Source organism: Gemmatimonadales bacterium, from assembly GCA_019637315.1.
Classification (GTDB): Bacteria; Gemmatimonadota; Gemmatimonadetes; order Gemmatimonadales; family GWC2-71-9; genus SHZU01.
The window spans coordinates 75886-94281 of record JAHBVU010000012.1 but is presented as its reverse complement, the minus strand read 5'-3'; the positions used below and the strand labels follow the sequence as shown (position 1 = coordinate 94281).

Annotated in this window: 14 protein-coding genes; all 14 read left to right on the top strand. The window is 66.3% G+C overall.

Annotated features, from left to right (window positions below):
- The first annotated feature begins 85 nt into the window (after positions 1–85).
- The 14 genes from thrS (at position 86) to KF785_12210 (ending at position 18360) form a co-directional block, all read left to right on the top strand.
- On the top strand, positions 86–2008 hold the full coding sequence (gene thrS, locus KF785_12275; GenBank protein MBX3147534.1) for a threonine--tRNA ligase: 1923 nt from the start codon (positions 86–88) through the stop codon (positions 2006–2008).
- 29 nt (positions 2009–2037) lie between these two features.
- A complete protein-coding gene (locus KF785_12270) occupies positions 2038–4896 on the top strand; it encodes a protein kinase (GenBank protein ID MBX3147533.1) in 2859 nt (952 codons plus the stop codon).
- 79 nt (positions 4897–4975) lie between these two features.
- Positions 4976–6163, top strand: coding sequence for an acetyl-CoA C-acetyltransferase (locus tag KF785_12265; GenBank protein MBX3147532.1), 1188 nt, complete (start codon positions 4976–4978; stop codon positions 6161–6163).
- A gap of 5 nt (positions 6164–6168) precedes the next feature.
- Positions 6169–7038 (top strand): CPBP family intramembrane metalloprotease, encoded by an 870-nt coding sequence (locus KF785_12260; protein ID MBX3147531.1) that lies wholly within the window; start codon positions 6169–6171, stop codon positions 7036–7038.
- On the top strand, positions 7035–7877 hold the full coding sequence (locus KF785_12255) for a 3-hydroxybutyryl-CoA dehydrogenase (GenBank protein ID MBX3147530.1): 843 nt from the start codon (positions 7035–7037) through the stop codon (positions 7875–7877). Before KF785_12260 ends, KF785_12255 begins: the two co-directional genes overlap by 4 nt.
- 9 nt (positions 7878–7886) lie before the next feature.
- Positions 7887–8330 carry a ribose 5-phosphate isomerase B gene (gene rpiB / locus KF785_12250; GenBank protein MBX3147529.1) on the top strand — a complete coding sequence of 148 codons (444 nt, stop codon included), beginning with the start codon at positions 7887–7889 and terminating at the stop codon, positions 8328–8330.
- Positions 8327–9667 (top strand): serine hydroxymethyltransferase, encoded by a 1341-nt coding sequence (locus KF785_12245; protein MBX3147528.1) that lies wholly within the window; start codon positions 8327–8329, stop codon positions 9665–9667. Before rpiB ends, KF785_12245 begins: the two co-directional genes overlap by 4 nt.
- Positions 9664–10092 (top strand): hypothetical protein, encoded by a 429-nt coding sequence (locus KF785_12240; protein MBX3147527.1) that lies wholly within the window; start codon positions 9664–9666, stop codon positions 10090–10092. Before KF785_12245 ends, KF785_12240 begins: the two co-directional genes overlap by 4 nt.
- 28 nt (positions 10093–10120) lie before the next feature.
- Entirely contained in the window at positions 10121–11674 is a 1554-nt protein-coding gene (locus KF785_12235) for an NAD(P)H-hydrate dehydratase (GenBank protein MBX3147526.1), read from the top strand.
- A gap of 1 nt (position 11675) precedes the next feature.
- Positions 11676–12620, top strand: coding sequence for a thiamine-phosphate kinase (gene thiL / locus KF785_12230; GenBank protein ID MBX3147525.1), 945 nt, complete (start codon positions 11676–11678; stop codon positions 12618–12620).
- Positions 12617–13336, top strand: coding sequence for a 1-acyl-sn-glycerol-3-phosphate acyltransferase (locus KF785_12225; GenBank protein ID MBX3147524.1), 720 nt, complete (start codon positions 12617–12619; stop codon positions 13334–13336). Before thiL ends, KF785_12225 begins: the two co-directional genes overlap by 4 nt.
- Before the next feature lie 74 nt (positions 13337–13410).
- Complete coding sequence (gene eno, locus KF785_12220; GenBank protein ID MBX3147523.1) at positions 13411–14697, top strand: phosphopyruvate hydratase; 1287 nt, start codon at positions 13411–13413, stop codon at positions 14695–14697.
- The gene (locus KF785_12215; GenBank protein ID MBX3147522.1) at positions 14694–14984 is read left to right on the top strand and encodes a septum formation initiator family protein; all 291 of its coding nucleotides are present in this window, start codon (positions 14694–14696) and stop codon (positions 14982–14984) included. Before eno ends, KF785_12215 begins: the two co-directional genes overlap by 4 nt.
- A gap of 307 nt (positions 14985–15291) precedes the next feature.
- Positions 15292–18360 (top strand): response regulator, encoded by a 3069-nt coding sequence (locus tag KF785_12210; protein ID MBX3147521.1) that lies wholly within the window; start codon positions 15292–15294, stop codon positions 18358–18360.
- The last annotated feature ends 36 nt before the right edge of the window (positions 18361–18396 follow it).

Sequence of the window (18396 nt, the reverse complement as noted above, 5' to 3'; positions counted from 1 at the left end):
TCATTGCGGCCGGTTTGGCCCTGTTCTTTTGGTTCGCGCCCGCCACGCCCGTGATAGTGCGCCCGGTCGCGATGGAGTCTGCCCCATGAGTGTGGTTCGATTGACCCTGCCCGATGGCAGTGTCCGGGAGTTGCCCAGCGGTTCGTCAGGTCTCGACCTTGCCCGCCAGATTGGCCCGGGGCTCGCCAAAGCGGCGCTGGCGGTTCGCGTCGACGGCGAGATTCGGGATCTCGAACGGCCGATCGAGACGGATGCCTCAGTGTCGATCATGACCGATCGCGATCCTGATGCGCTCGGTCTGTTGCGCCATTCGGCTGCGCATGTGCTGGCAACCGCCGTTCGGACCATCTTTCCGAAGGCCGGGATCGGGTTCGGTCCCGCGATCGATGACGGCTTCTACTACGACTTCGAAGTACCCCGCCCGTTTACCCCCGATGATCTCGACCGGATCGAAACGGTGATGCGCGACATCGCCGCCAAGGATTATCCGTTCGTCCGAGAAGTGGTGGGCCGGGAGGAAGCGGGGCGACGCTTTGCCGACGATCCGCTCAAACTGGAGCGGATCGCGGAGCTGGGCGCGGACGAGACGATTACCGTCTATACCGACGGCCCGTTCGTCGACCTCTGCCGCGGGCCGCACGTACCCTCGACCTCCCGCCTCAAGCACTTCAAGCTGCTCTCGACGGCCGGCGCCTACTGGCGTGGCGACGAGAAGCGCCAGATGCTGCAGCGGATCTACGGTACGGCGTGGTTCAAGAAAGATGATCTCGAGGGATACCTCCACCGGCTGGAGGAAGCCCGGAAGCGCGACCATCGACGTGTCGGTCGCGAACTCGATCTCTTTCTGTTCCATCCGTTCGCACCTGGGGCTGCGTTCTGGACCGATCGCGGCACCACGATGATCAACGTCCTCAACGACTACCTGCGCGAGCTGCAGCGGGACGACTATCAGGAAGTCAAAACCCCGCTCCTTTTCAACAAGGCGCTCTGGGAAATGTCAGGGCACTGGGGCAAGTACAAGGAGAACATGTTCCTGGTGCTCGACAGCGAGACGGGCGAGCATGACATCTCGCTCAAACCGATGAACTGCCCGTCGCATTATCTGCTGTACGGATCGAAGAAGCACTCGTACCGCGAGCTTCCGATCCGGTATTGCACCTACGATGTGCTGCACCGGAACGAGGTCTCGGGTGCGTTGTCGGGGTTGACGCGCGTGCGTCAGTTTCAACAGGACGACTGCCACATCTTCCTGACCGAGGACCAGATCCGCGACGAAGTGCAGCGGCTGACTCGGCTGATCCTGGGCTATTACCAGACCTTCGGCCTGACCGCGCAGCTCAAATTCTCCACCCGGCCCGCAGAACGGATCGGGTCGGACGAGTTGTGGGACAAGGCCGAAGGGGCGCTTCGCAGTGCACTCGAGTCGACCGGTCATGCCTATCAGATCAATCCGGGCGATGGCGCCTTTTACGGACCGAAGATCGACTTTCATGTCGAGGATTCGATTGGACGCACCTGGCAGCTGGGCACGATCCAGCTCGACTACGCTGCGCCGGAACGGTTCGACCTGACCTACGTGGGCGAGGACAACCAGGCCCACCGTCCGGTGGTGATTCACCGCGCCGTGAGCGGGTCGTTCGAGCGGTTCATGGCCATTCTGATCGAGCACTTTGCGGGAGCGTTTCCTCTCTGGCTCGCGCCGGAACAGGTTCGGGTCTTGCCGATCTCGGATACCCAGCGGGATGCGGCCGCGCAGGTCACCAAAGTGTTGCGCCAGGCGGGGATCCGTGCGACCCTCGACGCCGGCAACGATACGCTCAACTATCGCGTCCGGGCCGGTGAAGTGGCCAAAGTGCCGTACCTGGCCGTGGTCGGCCAGCGGGAGGCCGAGGCCGGGACGGTGGCGGTGCGGACCCGCGGGGCGGGGTCCAAGCAGGACGTGATGCCGCTGGATGCGTTCCGGACCCGTCTGGTGGACGACATCGCCCGCCGGCGTCTGGTTCCTTAGGTCGCCGGGTCCCGAGCCCGAGGAGCGCCATGAACGTCGAGCAGCAGCTCCGTGCCGGGCTGGGCGATCGGTATCAGATCGAGCGTCAGATCGGGGAAGGCGGGATGGCGACCGTCTTCCTGGCGCGCGACCTCAAGCATGACCGCCCGGTTGCCATCAAGGTCTTCCGTCCGGAGCTGGCGGCCACCATGGGGGCCGATCGGTTCTTCCACGAGATCGAGCTGTCGGCCCGGCTCCAGCACCCCCACATCGTGCCGCTCTACGACTCGGGAGTTGCTGGCGGGATCTTCGATTTCGTGATGCCCTTCGTCGAGGGCGAGTCGTTGCGGAATCGACTCGATCGCGACAAGCAGATTCCCTTCGACGAAGCGGTCGAACTGACCCGCGAGATTGCCAGTGCACTGGCCTACGCCCATGGGCAGGGTCTGGTCCACCGCGACATCAAACCCGAGAACATCCTGTTGACCGGCGGCCATGCGATGCTGGCCGACTTCGGGATTGCGCGAGCCGTGGGCATCGCGCAGCAAGGCAAGCGTCATACCGGGCTGGGTTTTGCCGTCGGGACGCCTGGGTATATGAGCCCTGAGCAGGCGACCGCTTCCGAACTCGACGCTCGAACCGATCAGTACAGCCTGGCGGCGGTCTTCTATGAGATGGTGAGCGGCGAGGTGCCGTTCTCGGGGCCGACGGTGCAAGCCGCGCTGGCGCAGAGTCTGACGGGGCCGCGACCCAAACTCACCAAGCTGGTGCGAACGGTGCCCCCTGACGCCGACCCCGTGGTCGCTCGTGCGCTGGCGAGCGATCCGGCCGAGCGCTATCCCACGATCATGGCGTTCGCGGAGGATCTCGTTCGGTCAGGCGGCGGAGGGCAGGCTGTCCTGACCAAGCAGCGTCGCCTGCTCGGCGCAGTGGCGTTCTTTTCCGCTGCCTTCGTGATCAGTCTCCTGGCCCTGGTGTTCTGGCCGCGCGAGCCAATTGCCTTGGTGCGCAAAGAGGCCGAGGTCATTGCGGTGGCGCCGTTCACGACGTCGGGACCTGGGGTGGAAACCCTGGGTGAAGGCATGGTCGACCTGCTGTCGGCCAACCTCAACACGGTTGGAGGTATTCGGGTCGTCGAACCGCGGCTCGTGCTGGCGCAATGGCGTCGGCGGGGCAACCCGGCAGACCCGGATGCCGGTCGCAGCCTGGCGCGGGCAGTCAACGCCAACAGCGTGCTGACGGGCAGTCTCGTGAGCACTGGCAACCGGGTTCGCATCGCGGCTGCGCTCCATGGGCTCGATGGCACCGAGCTGGCGAAGGCCCAGGTCGACGGGGCGTCGGACAGCGTGCTGGTTCTGGTCGACCGCCTCAGTGCCGACCTGGTGCGCGGTATCTGGCAGTCCAACGAGCCGGTACCATCGCTTCGGGTCAGCGGCATCACCACCAACTCGATGGAGGCGATGCGTTCCTTCCTGGACGGCGAACGACTCTACCGCCGGTCGGCCTGGGATTCGGCGCAGCTGGCCTTTCAGCGTGCGGTCGAGCTCGACTCGACCTTCAGTCTGGCGTATCTGCGGCTCAGTTCGTCGATTGGCTGGGTCGGCGGCTATGGGTCGCCGAAGGCGGTCGAGGCGAGCGACGCGGCTCGGCGATTTGCGGATCGGCTGCCGCCGCGGGAGCGTTCGCTGGTGGCGACCTACAGCTTGTTTTCTCGGGGCAACCGCGCGGCCGGGGACTCTGCTCGCCGCTATGTGGCGCAGTATCCGGATGACGTCGAGGGTTGGTTCGTCCTGGGCGAAACCTATTACCACAACCGCGCGGTCGATCCCAGGCCCCCCGAAGAGATCCGAGCGCCGTTCGACCGGGTCATTGCGCTCGACTCCTCGCTGACGCCGGCGGCCCTCCACCCGGCCGAGATGGCGATTGCCTACCGTGACAGCGCCTTGCTCGACCGATACATCGAAGTGATGCGACGGGCGGGGTCTGAGGACGAGGCACGCGCCTACCGGACGGCGGCAGACATCGGCTGGGGGCGGCGCGGGCTCGATTCAACGGCGATTGCACTGATCGGGAGCAGACGCGGTGCGTACCAGGCGGCAATCCATGCTGCGGAACTGGCCCCAGATGGGGATGCGGAGCGGGTCTGGGCTCTGGTGCAGCATGCCTTCTCGGGGTCCGGCGGCTCGCCGGCGGAGCAGACGCTCGCGCGCAGCGTGATGGCCGCCGGGCTCGGGCGCTTCGAGCAGGCCCGCGCCGTTGCCGACTCCCTGCAGGGCATCAGCCAGGATCTGCGGCTCTCGGCGTTGTTGCACCCGATTACTCTCGGGATCGCCCCTCCCGGCTATGGCGGGGATGTCGCCAGCCGAGTGCTCGCCGCCAATCGAGTCAATCCGTTTCAGGTCCACGCGGTCATCCAGGTGGCACTGGTCCGCGGCGACCTGAGCCTGGCGGGTCGCCTCGCCGACAGCCTGCTGGCCCGGGACACGGTTGCCGTGGCCGGACCGGTCCGATCGCTGGTGACTGCGGCCAAGGGCCGGGTCTTGCTCGCGAGGGGCGACACATTGGGTGGGATTCGATTGCTGAGCAGTGCGCTCGAGAGCGCCTCCGGGACCATCCCGCCTTTCCTTTCGGTGGCTGCCCGACTCGAACTCGCGACGGTCCTGGCCATGCGGCCTGCCACCCGCGAACTCGGGCTGCTCCGGCTCCGCTACGGATTCGAGTCTGATTTCGGGGTGATGTCGGTCACACAGCTGCTCTTGGGCCGGGCGCTCGAGGCAGCCGGACAGCGGGAGGATGCCGTTGCCTCGTACAGCCGGTTTCTCCGGCTCTGGTCGGCCGACGATGCCTGGGCCGCCGAGGCCCGAGCCGCCATCGGGCGACTGACGGGAGAGGCCGCCTCGCTTCGCTGACAGCGCAGCTTGGCCCCTTCAGACCACCCCGCCGGTTGTCTATCTTCTGGGCTGAACTTTCCTCGACTTCGAGAGTCCCATGTCTGACGCAACGACGCCTGTAATCCTCTCGGCCTGCCGTACCCCGATCGGGAAGTACCTTGGCGGCCTGTCATCGTTCAACGCGCCGTCGCTCGGCGCCATCGCCATCAAGGAAGCGGTCCACCGGGCGGGGGTCGACGCGGGCGCCATCGACGAGGTCATCATGGGCCACGTGCTGCAGGGTGGCTCGGGGCAGGCCACCGGTCGCCAGGCGATGATCAAGGCCGGCCTGAACGGCGTCATTCCCGCCTTGACCATCAACAAGGTCTGCGGCTCCGGCCTCAAGGCGGTAATGCTGGCCGCTCAGTCGATCAAAGCCGGCGACAGCCAGCTCGTCGTTGCCGGTGGGATGGAGTCGATGTCGTCGTCTCCCCACTATGTCTATGGCATGCGTGGCGGTATCAAGGCCGGCAACCAGACCATGGTGGACGGCATGATTCACGACGGGCTCTGGGATTCATTCGGCAATGTCCACATGGGCAACCTGGCCGAGTACACCGCCAAGAAGGCCGAAGTTTCGCGAGCCGATCAGGATCGCTACGCCTTCGAGAGCCATCGCAAGGCAGTTGCGTCGATCGAAGCGGGCGTCTTCGCCGCGGAGATCGTGCCGGTGTCGGTGCCCATCAAGGGTGGCAGCACGACGGTCGACACCGATGAGTCGCCTCGCAAGGATACCTCGGTCGAGTCGCTGGCCAAGCTCCGGCCGTCGTTCGACAAAGAGGGCAGCGTCACGGCCGGCAACGCGCCGGGTCTCAATGACGGTTCGTCGGCGCTCGTGGTCGCCTCGCTGGCCTTCGCCAAGGCGCATGGTCTGACGCCGCTGGCCCGGATCACCGGATATGCGACCGGCGGCGGCGAACCCAAGGACCTCTTCTTCGCGCCGATCTTCGCGGTCCAGAACCTGATGAAGAAGACGGGTACCACGATTGGTGACTATGGCCTGATCGAGGCCAACGAGGCGTTCGCGGTCCAGGCGCTGGCCGATGGTCGGGCGTTGGGCTGGGATTGGGATCGGGTCAATGTGCACGGCGGTGCGATTGCACTGGGGCATCCGATCGGCGCCAGCGGCGCGCGAGTCCTCACCACCCTCCTCTATGCGATGAAGTCGCGCGGGGCTGTCACGGGCCTCGCCACGCTCTGTCTTGGTGGAGGCAACGCCGTCGCGCTTTCGGTCGAAGCGGTCTGACCTTCGTGGATCTGCGAGCGACCAGTGCGCGGTCCCGGCTCGGGGCCGTTGCCTGGTCGCTCGGTTTTATACTGGTAGGGTACAGCACGACCGGGCTGCTCGGAGCGACCGTCTACTGGCTCTTGCTCGAGCAGCTGCCCGCGGGCGCCGTAGGCTTCAGCGGTGCGGCCGTGATTCAGACCACCGTCGGGCTCATTGTCTTCGGCGGGCTGACGTGGCTGATCGGGAGGAAAGCACTCCGACTCGACTGGCGAACGCTTGGCTTCGTGCCGGCGCGAGAAGGTGCGAAAGGGCTCGGAAAAGGGTTTGCGGTAGGTGCGCTGGTCGGTATCGGGGCCCTGGTGCTGAGCCTCGGAGCGGGGTCGGGATGGGTGCCCGATGGTGGCAGCTTCGGGTCGTACCTGGGCCGAGTGGGGTTGCTCACGCTGGTGCTCTTGCCGGCTGCGTTCATGGAAGAGTTGGCGTTCCGCGGCGTGGCGGTGGCGGGGATGGCACGTGGCATCGGGCGCGCTGGGGCTATTGTGGTGACGGCGGCGCTGTTTGCCGTCGCGCATCGGGCCAATCCGAGTGTGACGCTGCTGGCCCTTGGCAACATTGCCCTTGCCGGGGTGCTCCTCGGGCTTACGTTTTTCGCGCGGGGTGGTATTTGGACGGCGACCGGCGCGCATCTTGGCTGGAATGCCGCTCTCGCGGCGCTTGCCGCGCCGGTCAGCGGTTTGCCGTTCGAGATTCCGTGGATCGATTTTGTGCCCGGCGACCCCGCGTGGGTCACCGGAGGGCGCTTCGGTCCGGAAGGTGGAGTGCTGGCGACCGTGGCGTTGACGGTGGGAATCCTGTTTGTGGTTCGGTGGCGTGACTTTCGGGAGGCATCATGAAGCAGGCGGCAGTGATCGGCGCGGGGACGATGGGTAACGGCATCGCCCACGTGTTTGCACAATATGGCTGGAGTGTGACCCTGATCGATGTGTCTCAGCAGGCGCTCGATCGCGCCCGGACCACGATTCAGGCCAATCTCGATCGACAGGCCAAGAAGGGCGCTATTCCAAGCGACGCGCCTCCACAGATCCTTGGCAGAATCCAGACCGCGACGGCCCTCGAAGGCGCGGCCTCGGCGAATATCATCATCGAGGCGGCCACGGAGCAACCGCCGCTCAAGTTCTCGATCTTCGAATCGCTCGATCGGATCGCGGCTGCCGACGCCATTCTGGCGACCAACACCAGTTCGATTTCCATCACCGAGATCGCGGCCCGGACCCGGCGTCCCCAGAATGTCATCGGGATGCATTTCATGAATCCGGTGCCGGTCATGCAGCTGGTCGAAGTGATTCGCGGTCATGCGACGAGCGACGAGACTACTTCGACAGTGCTGGAGATCTCGACGGCGCTGGGCAAGACGCCGGTCGAGGTGCAGGACTACCCGGGCTTCGTGGCCAATCGGATCCTGATGCCGATGATCAACGAGGCGATCTACACGGTGATGGAGGGCGTGGCGACGCCCGAGTCCGTTGATACGGTGATGAAGCTGGGCATGGCGCACCCGATGGGCCCGCTCGCGCTGGCGGACTTCATCGGACTCGACGTGTGCCTGGCCATTCTCGAGGTGATGCACAAGGGGTTGGGCGATCCGAAGTACCGACCCTGTCCCTTGCTGCGCCGGATGGTGGCGGCGGGTCACCTGGGCCGCAAGTCCAAACAGGGCTTCTACGCGTACTGAGGCACGCCGATGGCTGAGACGATTCCGATCGGGGCCGATCACGCCGGTTTTGCGCTGAAAGAGCGCATTGTCGAGGAGTTGAAGCGCCTCGGATATGCGCCGGAGGATGTCGGGACACATTCGACCGACTCGACCGACTATCCCGACTATGCGCATGTCGTGGCGGACCGGGTGGCGCGAGGCAACGCCAAGCGCGGTGTGCTGCTCTGTGGAACCGGGCTCGGGATGTCGTACGCGGCCAATCGGCACCACGGGGTGCGGGCCGCCGTTGCCTGGGCGCCGGACATTGCGGCCCTGGCTCGTGAACACAATGATGCCAATGTCCTGGTCCTCCCCGCGCGGTTCGTGACCGAGGATCAGGGACTCGAAATTCTGCGCACCTGGCTTGAGACGCCTTTCGAAGGCGGCCGCCACGAGCGCCGGGTTGCCAAGATCGAAGTGGAGAACGAATGACGTACAATCATGCGGCATCGCTGCGCGTTGCCGATCCGGTGGTGGCGGCCCTGGTTGATCGCGAGCTGACCCGACAGCGGGAGGGGCTCGAACTGATCGCAAGCGAGAACTTTGCTTCGCGGGCAGTGATCGATGCGATGGGCACGCCACTCACCAACAAGTATTCCGAGGGATATCCGGGCAAGCGCTACTACGGCGGCAATCAGGTCATCGACCAGGTCGAGCAGCTGGCCATCGACCGGGCCAAGGCGCTGTTTGGCGCCGAGTATGCCAACGTCCAGCCGCACTCGGGGGCGCAGGCCAATTTTGCGGCATTCATGGCGGTGCTCCCGCCGGGCGAGACCCTGCTCGGGATGTCGTTGTCCCACGGCGGGCACCTGTCGCACGGGCACAATGTCAATCACAGTGGAACCATCTGGCGGGCCGTGCACTACGGTGTCAACGTCGACAGTGGCCTGATCGAGCTCGATGAGGTGCGGGCCATTGCGCTCCGGGAGCGGCCCAAGCTGATCATCTGCGGGGGCAGCGCTTACTCGCGGATCATCGACTTTGCCGGATTTCGGGCCATCGCCGACGAGGTCGGTGCCAAGCTGCTGGTCGACATGGCGCACTTCGCCGGTCTCGTAGCCGGTGGTGCCTATCCCTCGCCGGTACCGCACGCGCAGATCGTCACGACGACGACCCACAAGACGCTGCGCGGGCCGCGAGGCGGGCTGATTCTGGCTCGGGCGGACCTGGGGCGCGCGATCGATCGCTCGGTGTTTCCGGGAACGCAGGGCGGTCCGCTCGAACATGTGATTGCCGCCAAGGCCGTCTCGTTCGGTGAAGCGCAGCTGCCGGAGTTCCGTCTCTATGCTGCGCAGGTGGTTGCCAATGCGCAGCGGCTGGCGGCCGGCCTGATGGATCGGGGCTTCCGGATCATCGCCGACGGAACCGATTCTCATGTCATGCTGGTCGACGTTCGCAGCCGCAACATCACGGGTAAGGCGGCTGAAACGGCGCTCGAGCACGCGGGCATTACCGTCAACCGCAACACCATTCCGAACGATCCGGCGTCGCCCTTCGTGACTAGTGGGATTCGTCTGGGCACCCCGGCGGTTACCACCCGCGGGATGGGCCTGGCGGAAATGGATGTGATTGCCCGGTTGATCGACGAGGTGCTCTCGTCACCCGACGACGCCACGGTGGCCCGGGTGCGCCAGGAGGTGCGTGGCCTGGCTTCGGGGTACCCCCTTTATCCGCCGGGGCCGACTGCTGCGCAGGCAGCGGCGGGGAACGGGCGTCCGGCCGGCCGGCCGGCGGCGGGCGTTGGCGCGGGAGCAGGGAAGCGCTCGTGATCGAGATTCGCCTGGCGCCGGAGCTGGTCGATCGACTGCGTCGGTCGGAAAGCCACTACGACGAGCAGGCGTACCTGTTCGTGCTCGAGAGCATCGAGTACGTCCAGAATCGGTTGACCGTCCGGCGCCACGTTTCCGGGCAGGAGCTGGCCCGGGCCTGCCGGGATCACGCACTCGAGCAGTATGGCCTGATGGCTCAGCAGGTGCTGGGCCATTGGGGCATTCGTCGAACGGCCGATATCGGCCGGATCGTCTTTGCCCTCGTCGAGGTCGGGCTGCTAGTTACTCAGCCGGAAGACCGAGTCGAGGATTTCCACTCGGTCTACGACTTCGATCAGGCTTTCTCCGAGTCGTACCTGTGGCGCGGGGTTCCACGCGGCCCCTGCAGCTGGAGCCGCGGCAAGATCTCCGAGCGCGGAGCATAGCGCCGCTATCAGGAGGAGAACGATCGGCATGTCGTCACTTCCCGTCGTTTCTGCTCAGCAAGCGTCGGCCTGGGATCGCTTGACCGTCGACGCCGGGCTCCCGGCGGTGGCGCTGATGGAGAGCGCGGGACGGGCGGCAGCGGCGGTGCTGACCGCCCGGTACGGTGCGGCGATGGGCCGGGGCACCCTGATTGCCGTCGGCCCCGGCAACAACGGCGGCGACGGGTGGGTGATTGCCCGGACCCTGCATCAGCTGGGGTGGCCTGTCTGGGTCGTACCGGTTCCCGGGAACGCCTCTCCACTCAATCAACTCCAGGCGCAGCTCGCCGAGGGGTCCTCGGTCCGAAGGCTCGACGCCGACGGGCCTTGGCCCGCCGTCGGTCTGGTGGTCGATGCGCTGCTCGGCACCGGCGCCTCCGGCCGCCCCCGACCCGCGATGGCTTCGCTGCTGGCCCGTTTGGTCGAACTCGACCTGCCGATTGCCGCAATCGACGGCCCGACCGGGCTCGATCTCGATACCGGGGTGTCGCGTGACGCCATTCAGGTGGACCTGACGCTCACGTTCGGCGGCTACCGGCGCGGACACCTTCTGGCGCGGGACGAGGTCGGTGAAGTCGTGGTCCTCGATATCGGGTTCGTGCCGGCCCCGGCAGAGTGGCCCACCGTGCTGCGCGAGCGAGAGGCCGTCAGGGTGGCGACCCGGCTGGCGGCATCGAGTCACAAAGGCACCCGGGGCCGGATCGTCATCGTCGGCGGCGACGTCGGAATGACTGGCGCCGCCCGGCTTGCGGCCCGCGCCGCGTTCGCAGCCGGCGCGGGTCTGGTGCATGTGGCCGCTCCGGCTGAGGCGCTGGCGCTGCTGGCGGCGGCCGAGCCGGATCTGCAGACCGTGGCAACGGGGTTCGACCAGCCCAGCGACGCGCTGACAGCGCTGATCCAGCGCGCCGACGCCGTCGTGGTTGGCCCGGGACTCGGCCGTCACGCGGGCCGGGGGGAGTTCGTGCGCTCGCTGGCCGCGCAGGGTCAGGCACCGCTCGTCGTCGATGCCGACGCGCTGATGGCCTTTCAGGGTGATCCTGATCGATTGGCGGGCATTCTCGCCGGGCGCACGGCGGTCCTGACGCCGCACGCCGGGGAGTTTCGCGCCCTCTTTCCGACCCTCGCCTCAGCGTTAGGCGTCGATCCCTGGGGTGCGGCGACCGAAGCCGCTGCCGCGCTGGGCGCGACGGTGCTCCTCAAAGGGGTGCCGACCGTGGTGGCCGGTCCAACCCACGCGGCCCTCACCGTCGTGGCGGGCAATCCCGGGCTGGCGACCGGTGGCAGCGGCGACACTTTGAGTGGCATGATCGGTACCTGGCTGGCGCAGCGGGGTGAACCCGGGCTGGTCGCTGCGGCGGCTGCGCATGCCATGGGCGAGGCGGCCGACCTTGCTGCGCGGCGCCTGACCGCCCGCGCGGTCCGCCCGATGGATGTGATAGCCGCGCTGCCCGACGTCTGGCGCCGCTGGGATCAGGTCCGGCGCGAGGTTCCGGCCGGGCTCGCCCCGGTGCTGCATTCCCTGCCGGCTCCGATCGGAGTGTGAGGTGACGGGGACTCCCCTGGGCGGCGGCGGCGAGTTCGATCGGGTGCGGGCCATTGCCGCGGCCTTGGGCGACGACGGCCGGCATCTCGGCGATGACTGCGCGTTTCTGCCCGGTGGGTGGTGCGTCAGCACCGACGTCAGCGTTGACGAGGTCCACTTCCGGCGCGCCTGGCTCGATCCGGAAGAGATCGGTTGGCGGGCGACCGCGGCGGCGCTGTCCGATCTCGCGGCGGTGGGAGCCTCGGCGGAGGCGGTTCTCGTCGCCGTTGTACTGCCAGAGACCGATGCATCCGACCTGCTGGTCGCGCTGATGCAGGGATCGGGAGGGGCCGCGCATCTGGCAGGTGCGCAAGTCGTGGGCGGCGACCTGAGTCGCGGTGCCCAGCTGGCCGTTACGGTGACGGTGCTTGGCAGGTCTGACCATCCGGTCCGTCGCTCCGGCGCTCAGGTCGGAGACGGCATCTGGGTCACCGGCGCTCTCGGCGGCGCTCGCGGTGCCTTCGAGGCATGGCGCCGTGAGCGCGAGCCTGCGCCGACGCACCGGAGTCGGTTTGCCCGGCCGGAGCCGCGAATTGCCGCAGGGCAGTGGCTGGCCGCGCATGGCGCCAGCGCGATGCTTGATCTCAGCGATGGTCTGGCCGGCGATCTCGGCCACCTGGCGGCCGCCAGCGGCGTTGCGCTGGAGGTCGATCTCGACGGGTTGCCGGTCGATCCGTCCTTGGGTGAGATCGCGGGGCTGTGCGGCGAGGTACCCCAGCTCTTCGCAGCGGTTGGTGGGGAGGACTACGAGTTGCTCGTCACGTTGCCGCTGGGATTCGATGCGGCTGGCGGTCTTCCGGACCATCTTCCCTTGACGCGTATCGGTCGCGTGATGGCGGGGTCTGGCGTTTCCTTGCGACTCGCAGGCCGTCCCGTCCGTCTCGATGGCTTCGACCATTTTCGATGAAGCACCTCCTCTACGCTGTGCGGTACCTCGTCGCCACCGCGGTGTTCACGACGTACTACTCTGCCCGGATCATGCTCGCGTTGATACTCCGGGTCAAACCGGAGCCGGGCGGAGTCTACGACCGGATTCAGCAGTCCTACGGGCGAGCGATGCTGGCATCGACCGGCATGTCCGTCCGCGTCGAGGGGCTGGAGCATGTTGCCCCCGGGCAGCCAGTCGTCTACATCTCGAACCACCAGTCGTGGGTCGATATCTGGGCGCTCCTCGCGGTGCTGCCCGGCGTCCTGCGGTTCGTGTTCAAGAAAGAGCTTTCGCGGGTGCCGCTGCTGGGGTGGGCCATCAACACGTTGGGGCATGTGTCGATCGATCGCGGCAATCGCGGGTCGGCCTTTGCCTCGTATGATTCCGCGGCCGAGCAGATTCGCGGCGGGGTCTCCGCCATTGTGTTTGCCGAAGGCACCCGCAGTTCGACCGGGAGCCTCCAGTCGTTCAAGAAGGGACCCTTCGTCCTGGCGATTTCTGCGCAGGTACCAGTGGTGCCCGTCTACTGCGAGACGTACCAGCGTTTGCCGAAGGGCAGCCTCGCGCCTCGACCGGGGATCGTCAGGGTCCGGCTCGGCAGCCCGATTGCAACGAACGGCCTCGATTATGCGGAACGAGACGGGCTGGCCGATCGGACCCGGGAAGCCCTCTTGCGACTGGGTGCTCAGCCCTGAGTTGGCGGAGCGTACCGGGGCGCCTATCCTTAGCCCTGCGTCGGGCTGTTTTTGACCCTCAACACTTCGAGTCAATGTCCACAATCATCGCAGTACACGGTCGGGAGATCATCGACAGTCGCGGCAATCCTACGGTAGAGGCCGAAGTCGTGCTGGCCTCGGGCGTCAGGGGCCGGGCCGCCGTTCCGAGTGGCGCATCGACGGGTGAGCACGAGGCGGTCGAGCTCCGCGACGGCGACCCCAAACGCTATGGTGGCAAGGGGGTACTCGAGGCAGTCAAACACGTCAATGAGATTATCGGTCCGCGGCTCGAGGGTATGGCGGCCGAGGATCAGATTGCCGTCGACGCTGAGATGATGGATACCGATGGCACGGTCAACAAGGGCAAGTTGGGCGCCAATGCGATCCTGGCCGTTTCCCTGGCGGTCGCGCGGGCCGCTGCGGAAGAGACCGGCTTGCCCCTCTATCGCTACCTGGGCGGTCCGATGGCGCGGGTCCTGCCGGTGCCGATGCTCAACATCCTGAACGGTGGTGCCCACGCGAATAACAACGTCGATGCGCAGGAGTTCATGATCTCACCGATTGGTGCGGACAGCTTTGCCGATGGCCTCCGGATGGGCGTCGAGGTATTCCATGCCTTGAAGAAGGTGCTGACCGGCATGGGGCTTTCGACCGCGGTCGGTGACGAGGGCGGCTTCGCCCCGATGCTGCCGTCGAACGAGGCGGCGCTCGACGTCGTGATGGAAGCGATCCGTGGCGCCGGCTATGAGCCCGGGCGTGATCTTGCCATCTGCCTCGATGTGGCCGCGTCGGAACTCTACGACAAGGCAAGCGGCGAGTACGTCTTCAAGAAGGGCGACAAGAGCCGGCGGTCGGCGAGCGACATGGTGGCGCTCTATCAGCGCTGGGTCGATCGGTATCCCATCGTCTCGATCGAGGACGGTCTGGCCGAGGACGACTGGGACGGCTGGCACGAACTGACCGAGCGCCTCGGTGACCGGACCCAGCTGGTGGGCGATGACCTCTTCGTGACCAACGTCGACCGGCTGGGGCGCGGTATCGAAGAGGGAACCGGCAATGCCGTTCTGATCAAGGTCAACCAGATCGGAACGCTGACCGAGACCCTCCAGTGCATCGAGTTGGCCAAGTCGAGTTCATACGGTGTCGTGATTTCCCATCGTTCCGGGGAAACCGAGGACACCTTTATTGCCGATCTCGCAGTGGCGACCGGAGCCGGGCAGATCAAGACGGGCAGCGCCAGCCGGACCGATCGGGTGGCCAAGTACAATCAGTTGCTTCGCATTGCGGAGGAACTGGGTGAGCTCGGACACTATCCGGGTCGGGACCTGTACTCCCTGTGACGCAGAAACGCTGGCTCTTCGCCGCCGCGCTGGTACTCGCGCTGCTGTTTGCGTTGCAGGCGGGCGAGTACAGCACGCTCGATTGGCTGGCGTTGCGGAAGGACGAGCGGGCCGAGGCCCGCCGCGTCGGCGAGCTGCAGGGCATCGTCGACTCCCTGACACGGTACGCGCACCGGGTCGAAACCGACCCTGAGCTGCAGGAGCGGATTGCCCGGGAGCAGCACGGCATGCTGCGCCCGGGCGAGCATGCATTCATTCTGGAGGATGTGCCGGAGTCCAAACGCTAGAGTAGCGACAAGCTCCGGCTTCGATCCCGGTGCTTGGCGCCGCCGTATTCGTTCGCATAGATTGCGGAAAGGGTGTGGTCCTGTGCCCGTCAGCGGGTAGCCTGACTGCTGATTGTTGCACCGCCTCTCTTCCACTGGGGGAAGTCCCAATGCCCCTACGGTTCGCAGTGTCCCGTCCCTGGTTACATCCTCCCGGCTGGCCGCTGGCTCTGCACCTTGCGTCGATGGTCGCCTGTGAGCCATCCGGTGGTTTCCGCCCGCCGCTGTCCCGCTACGGCTCGCCGGTTGCCCCGATCAGGCGGACCCCGTGGTAGGCTCCTACGACTATGGCCTCGTCGTGCTGTCGATTTTCATTGCGATGGCGGCGTCCTATGTGGCCCTTGACTTGGCCAGTCGCACCGCCGCCGCCCGTGGCTGGGTAAAAGGTGTGTGGCTGGCGGGTGGGGCCGGCGCCATGGGGTTGGGCATCTGGTCGATGCATTTCATCGGGATGCAGGCCTTTTCGCTGCCGGTGCCGATTCGCTACGACATGCCCCTGGTGTGGCTCTCGCTGCTGGCGGCGGTGCTCGCCTCGGGCGTCGCGCTGTTTGTCGTCAGCCGCCCCACGCTGACCTGGGTAGGTGCCTCGGCAGGCAGCCTGATCATGGGCGCTGGCATCGCCTCGATGCACTACATAGGCATGGCGGCAATGCGCCTCGCAGCCATCCCGCGCTGGAACGCCCTGGTCGTGGCACTCTCGATCGCGATCGCCGTCGTCGTCTCGCTGGTGGCGCTCGGGCTGGCGTTCCTGCTGCGTGCCGAACACCGCAGCCTGGCGCCCCGCAAGCTGGGGAGTGCTGGCGTGATGGGACTGGCCATCGCGGGAATGCATTACACCGGCATGGCTGCGGCCCGGTGGGAGCCCGCGCCTGCGCTCGGCGACCTGTCCCACGCCGTGACGCTCCCCTCGGCCGGTGTGGCCGTCGTGACGCTCCTGGTGCTGGTGCTGGCCATCATCACGGCGATGGTTGACCGACGGTTCTCCGCGCAAGCCGTCGAACTCGCGGCCAGCGAACAGCGACACCGGTTGCTCTTTCAGCGCAGCCTGGCGGGGGTTTACCAGAGCACACTCGAGGGCCGCCTGGTGGACTGCAACGACGCGTATGCGCGGATGTTTGGCTACTCCACGCGCCACGAGTGCCTGGCCCATGCGGTTACTGCGCACTACCACTCGGCCGCCGATCGCGACGCGCTCCTGAACCAGCTGCGGCTTCAGCGCACCGTCACCGATTTCGAAAGTCGCCTTCGGCGCAGGGATGGGACATCCTTCTGGATCCTCGAGAACGCCACCCTGCTTCCCGACGGGAACGGGGCCGGGGAACTCATCGAGGGCACCGTGATCGATATCTCGCAGCGCAAGGATGCCGAAGCCCAGATGCTCCTAGCAATTCAAGCGGCGGAATCTGCGAACCGGGCGAAGAGCGAGTTCCTGGCCAACATGAGCCACGAGGTGCGCACCCCGATGAACGGGATTCTCGGGATGACGGAACTTGCTCTTGCCACCGAACTCACACCGGAGCAGCGCGATTACCTCGAAACCGTCCAGCGTTCGGCGGACGCCCTGCTGACCGTCATCAATGACATCCTCGATTTCTCGAAGATCGAGGCCAAGAAACTCGACATCGAGACCATCAACTTTGATCTGAGCTATTGCATCGACGAGACCGTGCGCTTGCAGGCTCCGCGGGCCCATGAGAAGGGCCTCGAACTCGCGTATCAGATTGCCCCCGATGTGCCCGTGAGCCTCGCCGGAGATCCGGGGCGGCTTCGGCAGATCATCCTGAATCTGATCGGCAACGCGATCAAGTTCACGCCAGCTGGCGAGGTGGTGCTTCGGGTCACGCAGGAATCCGGCACACAGGCGGGGACGGTCCTCCACTTTACGGTTACCGACACCGGCATCGGGATTCCAAAGGACAAGCAGGTGGCGATCTTCGACGCCTTTACTCAGGCTGATGCCACCACCACCCGGCGCTTCGGCGGCACGGGACTGGGGCTGGCCATCACCTCCCAGCTGGTCGGCCTGATGGATGGGAGGATCTGGGTCGAGAGTGAACCCGGCGCGGGCAGTGCTTTCCACTTTATCCTCCCGTTCGCCATTGGGCCGGCCGATCCCCCGCAGCCGGCCCGGCGCGAACTGGCCGACCTGAGCGGCATGACCGTGCTAGTGGTCGATGACAATGCCACCAATCGCCGGATTCTGGCCGACATCCTTGCCAGTTGGGGCATGCGACCGACCGTGGTGGAAAGCGGTCACGCGGCTATTGATGCCTTGCAGCGGGCTCGCGAGGACGGTCAGGCATTTCCACTCGCCCTGATCGACTTCCAGATGCCCGATTTGGACGGGTTTGAGCTGGCCGAGCGGATCCAGGCCACTCCGGAGCTGGGCACTCCGCTGATCATGATGCTCTCATCGGCCGGGCAACGCGGCGACGCGGCTCGCTGCAAGGAGCTCGGCGTGGCGTCCTACCTGACGAAGCCGGTGCGCCGAGGAGTGCTGCTCGAGGCGGTCCTGGAAATTCTTGCTACGCGGGATCATCCCATCGCGGAGGCGCCAGTCGTGACTCGGCACTCGATCGGAGAGACGCAGAGCAGCCTGCGCATTCTGGTGGCCGAGGACAACGCGGTCAACCGACGAGTCGTCTGCGCCATCCTCGAGAAGAGAGGCCACACTTTGACTGTTGCCGAGAACGGCCACGAGGCGGTCGCCGCGGCCCTGCGAGGCGACGTCGACCTGATGCTGATGGACGTGCAGATGCCGGAGATGGATGGCCTCGAGGCCACCGCGGCCATCCGCCAGGCAGAGCAGGGTACGGGGCGGCATCTCCCGATCGTGGGGCTGACCGCTCACGCCATGAAGGGAGACCGCGAGGCGTGCCTGGCGGCCGGGATGGACGCCTACCTCGCGAAGCCGCTTCAGCCGGCCCAGTTGTTTGACACCATCGATGAGCTGGTCCGGGGGGCACCTCCGAAGCTTGCTCCGTCGACGGCGGCTGCCTTCGACCACGCCGGGCTGCTCGCTCGCGTCGAGGGCGACGAAGCGCTGGTTGCGGAGCTGGCAGAGCTGTACCTGGCTCAGTCTGCGCGGATGCTCGACGAGGTACGGCGGAGCGTCGAGTCGAGAGATGCGGATGCTTTGCAGCGGAGTGCGCATGCCCTCAAAGGATCGGCCAGCGGAATGGGCGGGCTGGCTGTGGCCGAGATCGCGCAGGAGCTTGAATCGATGGGACGGGAGCACCGTCTGGCGGGGGTCGACGTACGGCTGGCCCAGTTGGCTGTGGAAGTTGCCCGGTTGGACGCTGAACTGATCAAAATCAGCGGCGGACGACCGCCGTGAAGAACGTCAATGCCACCAGAGCATTGGATCGGGGGC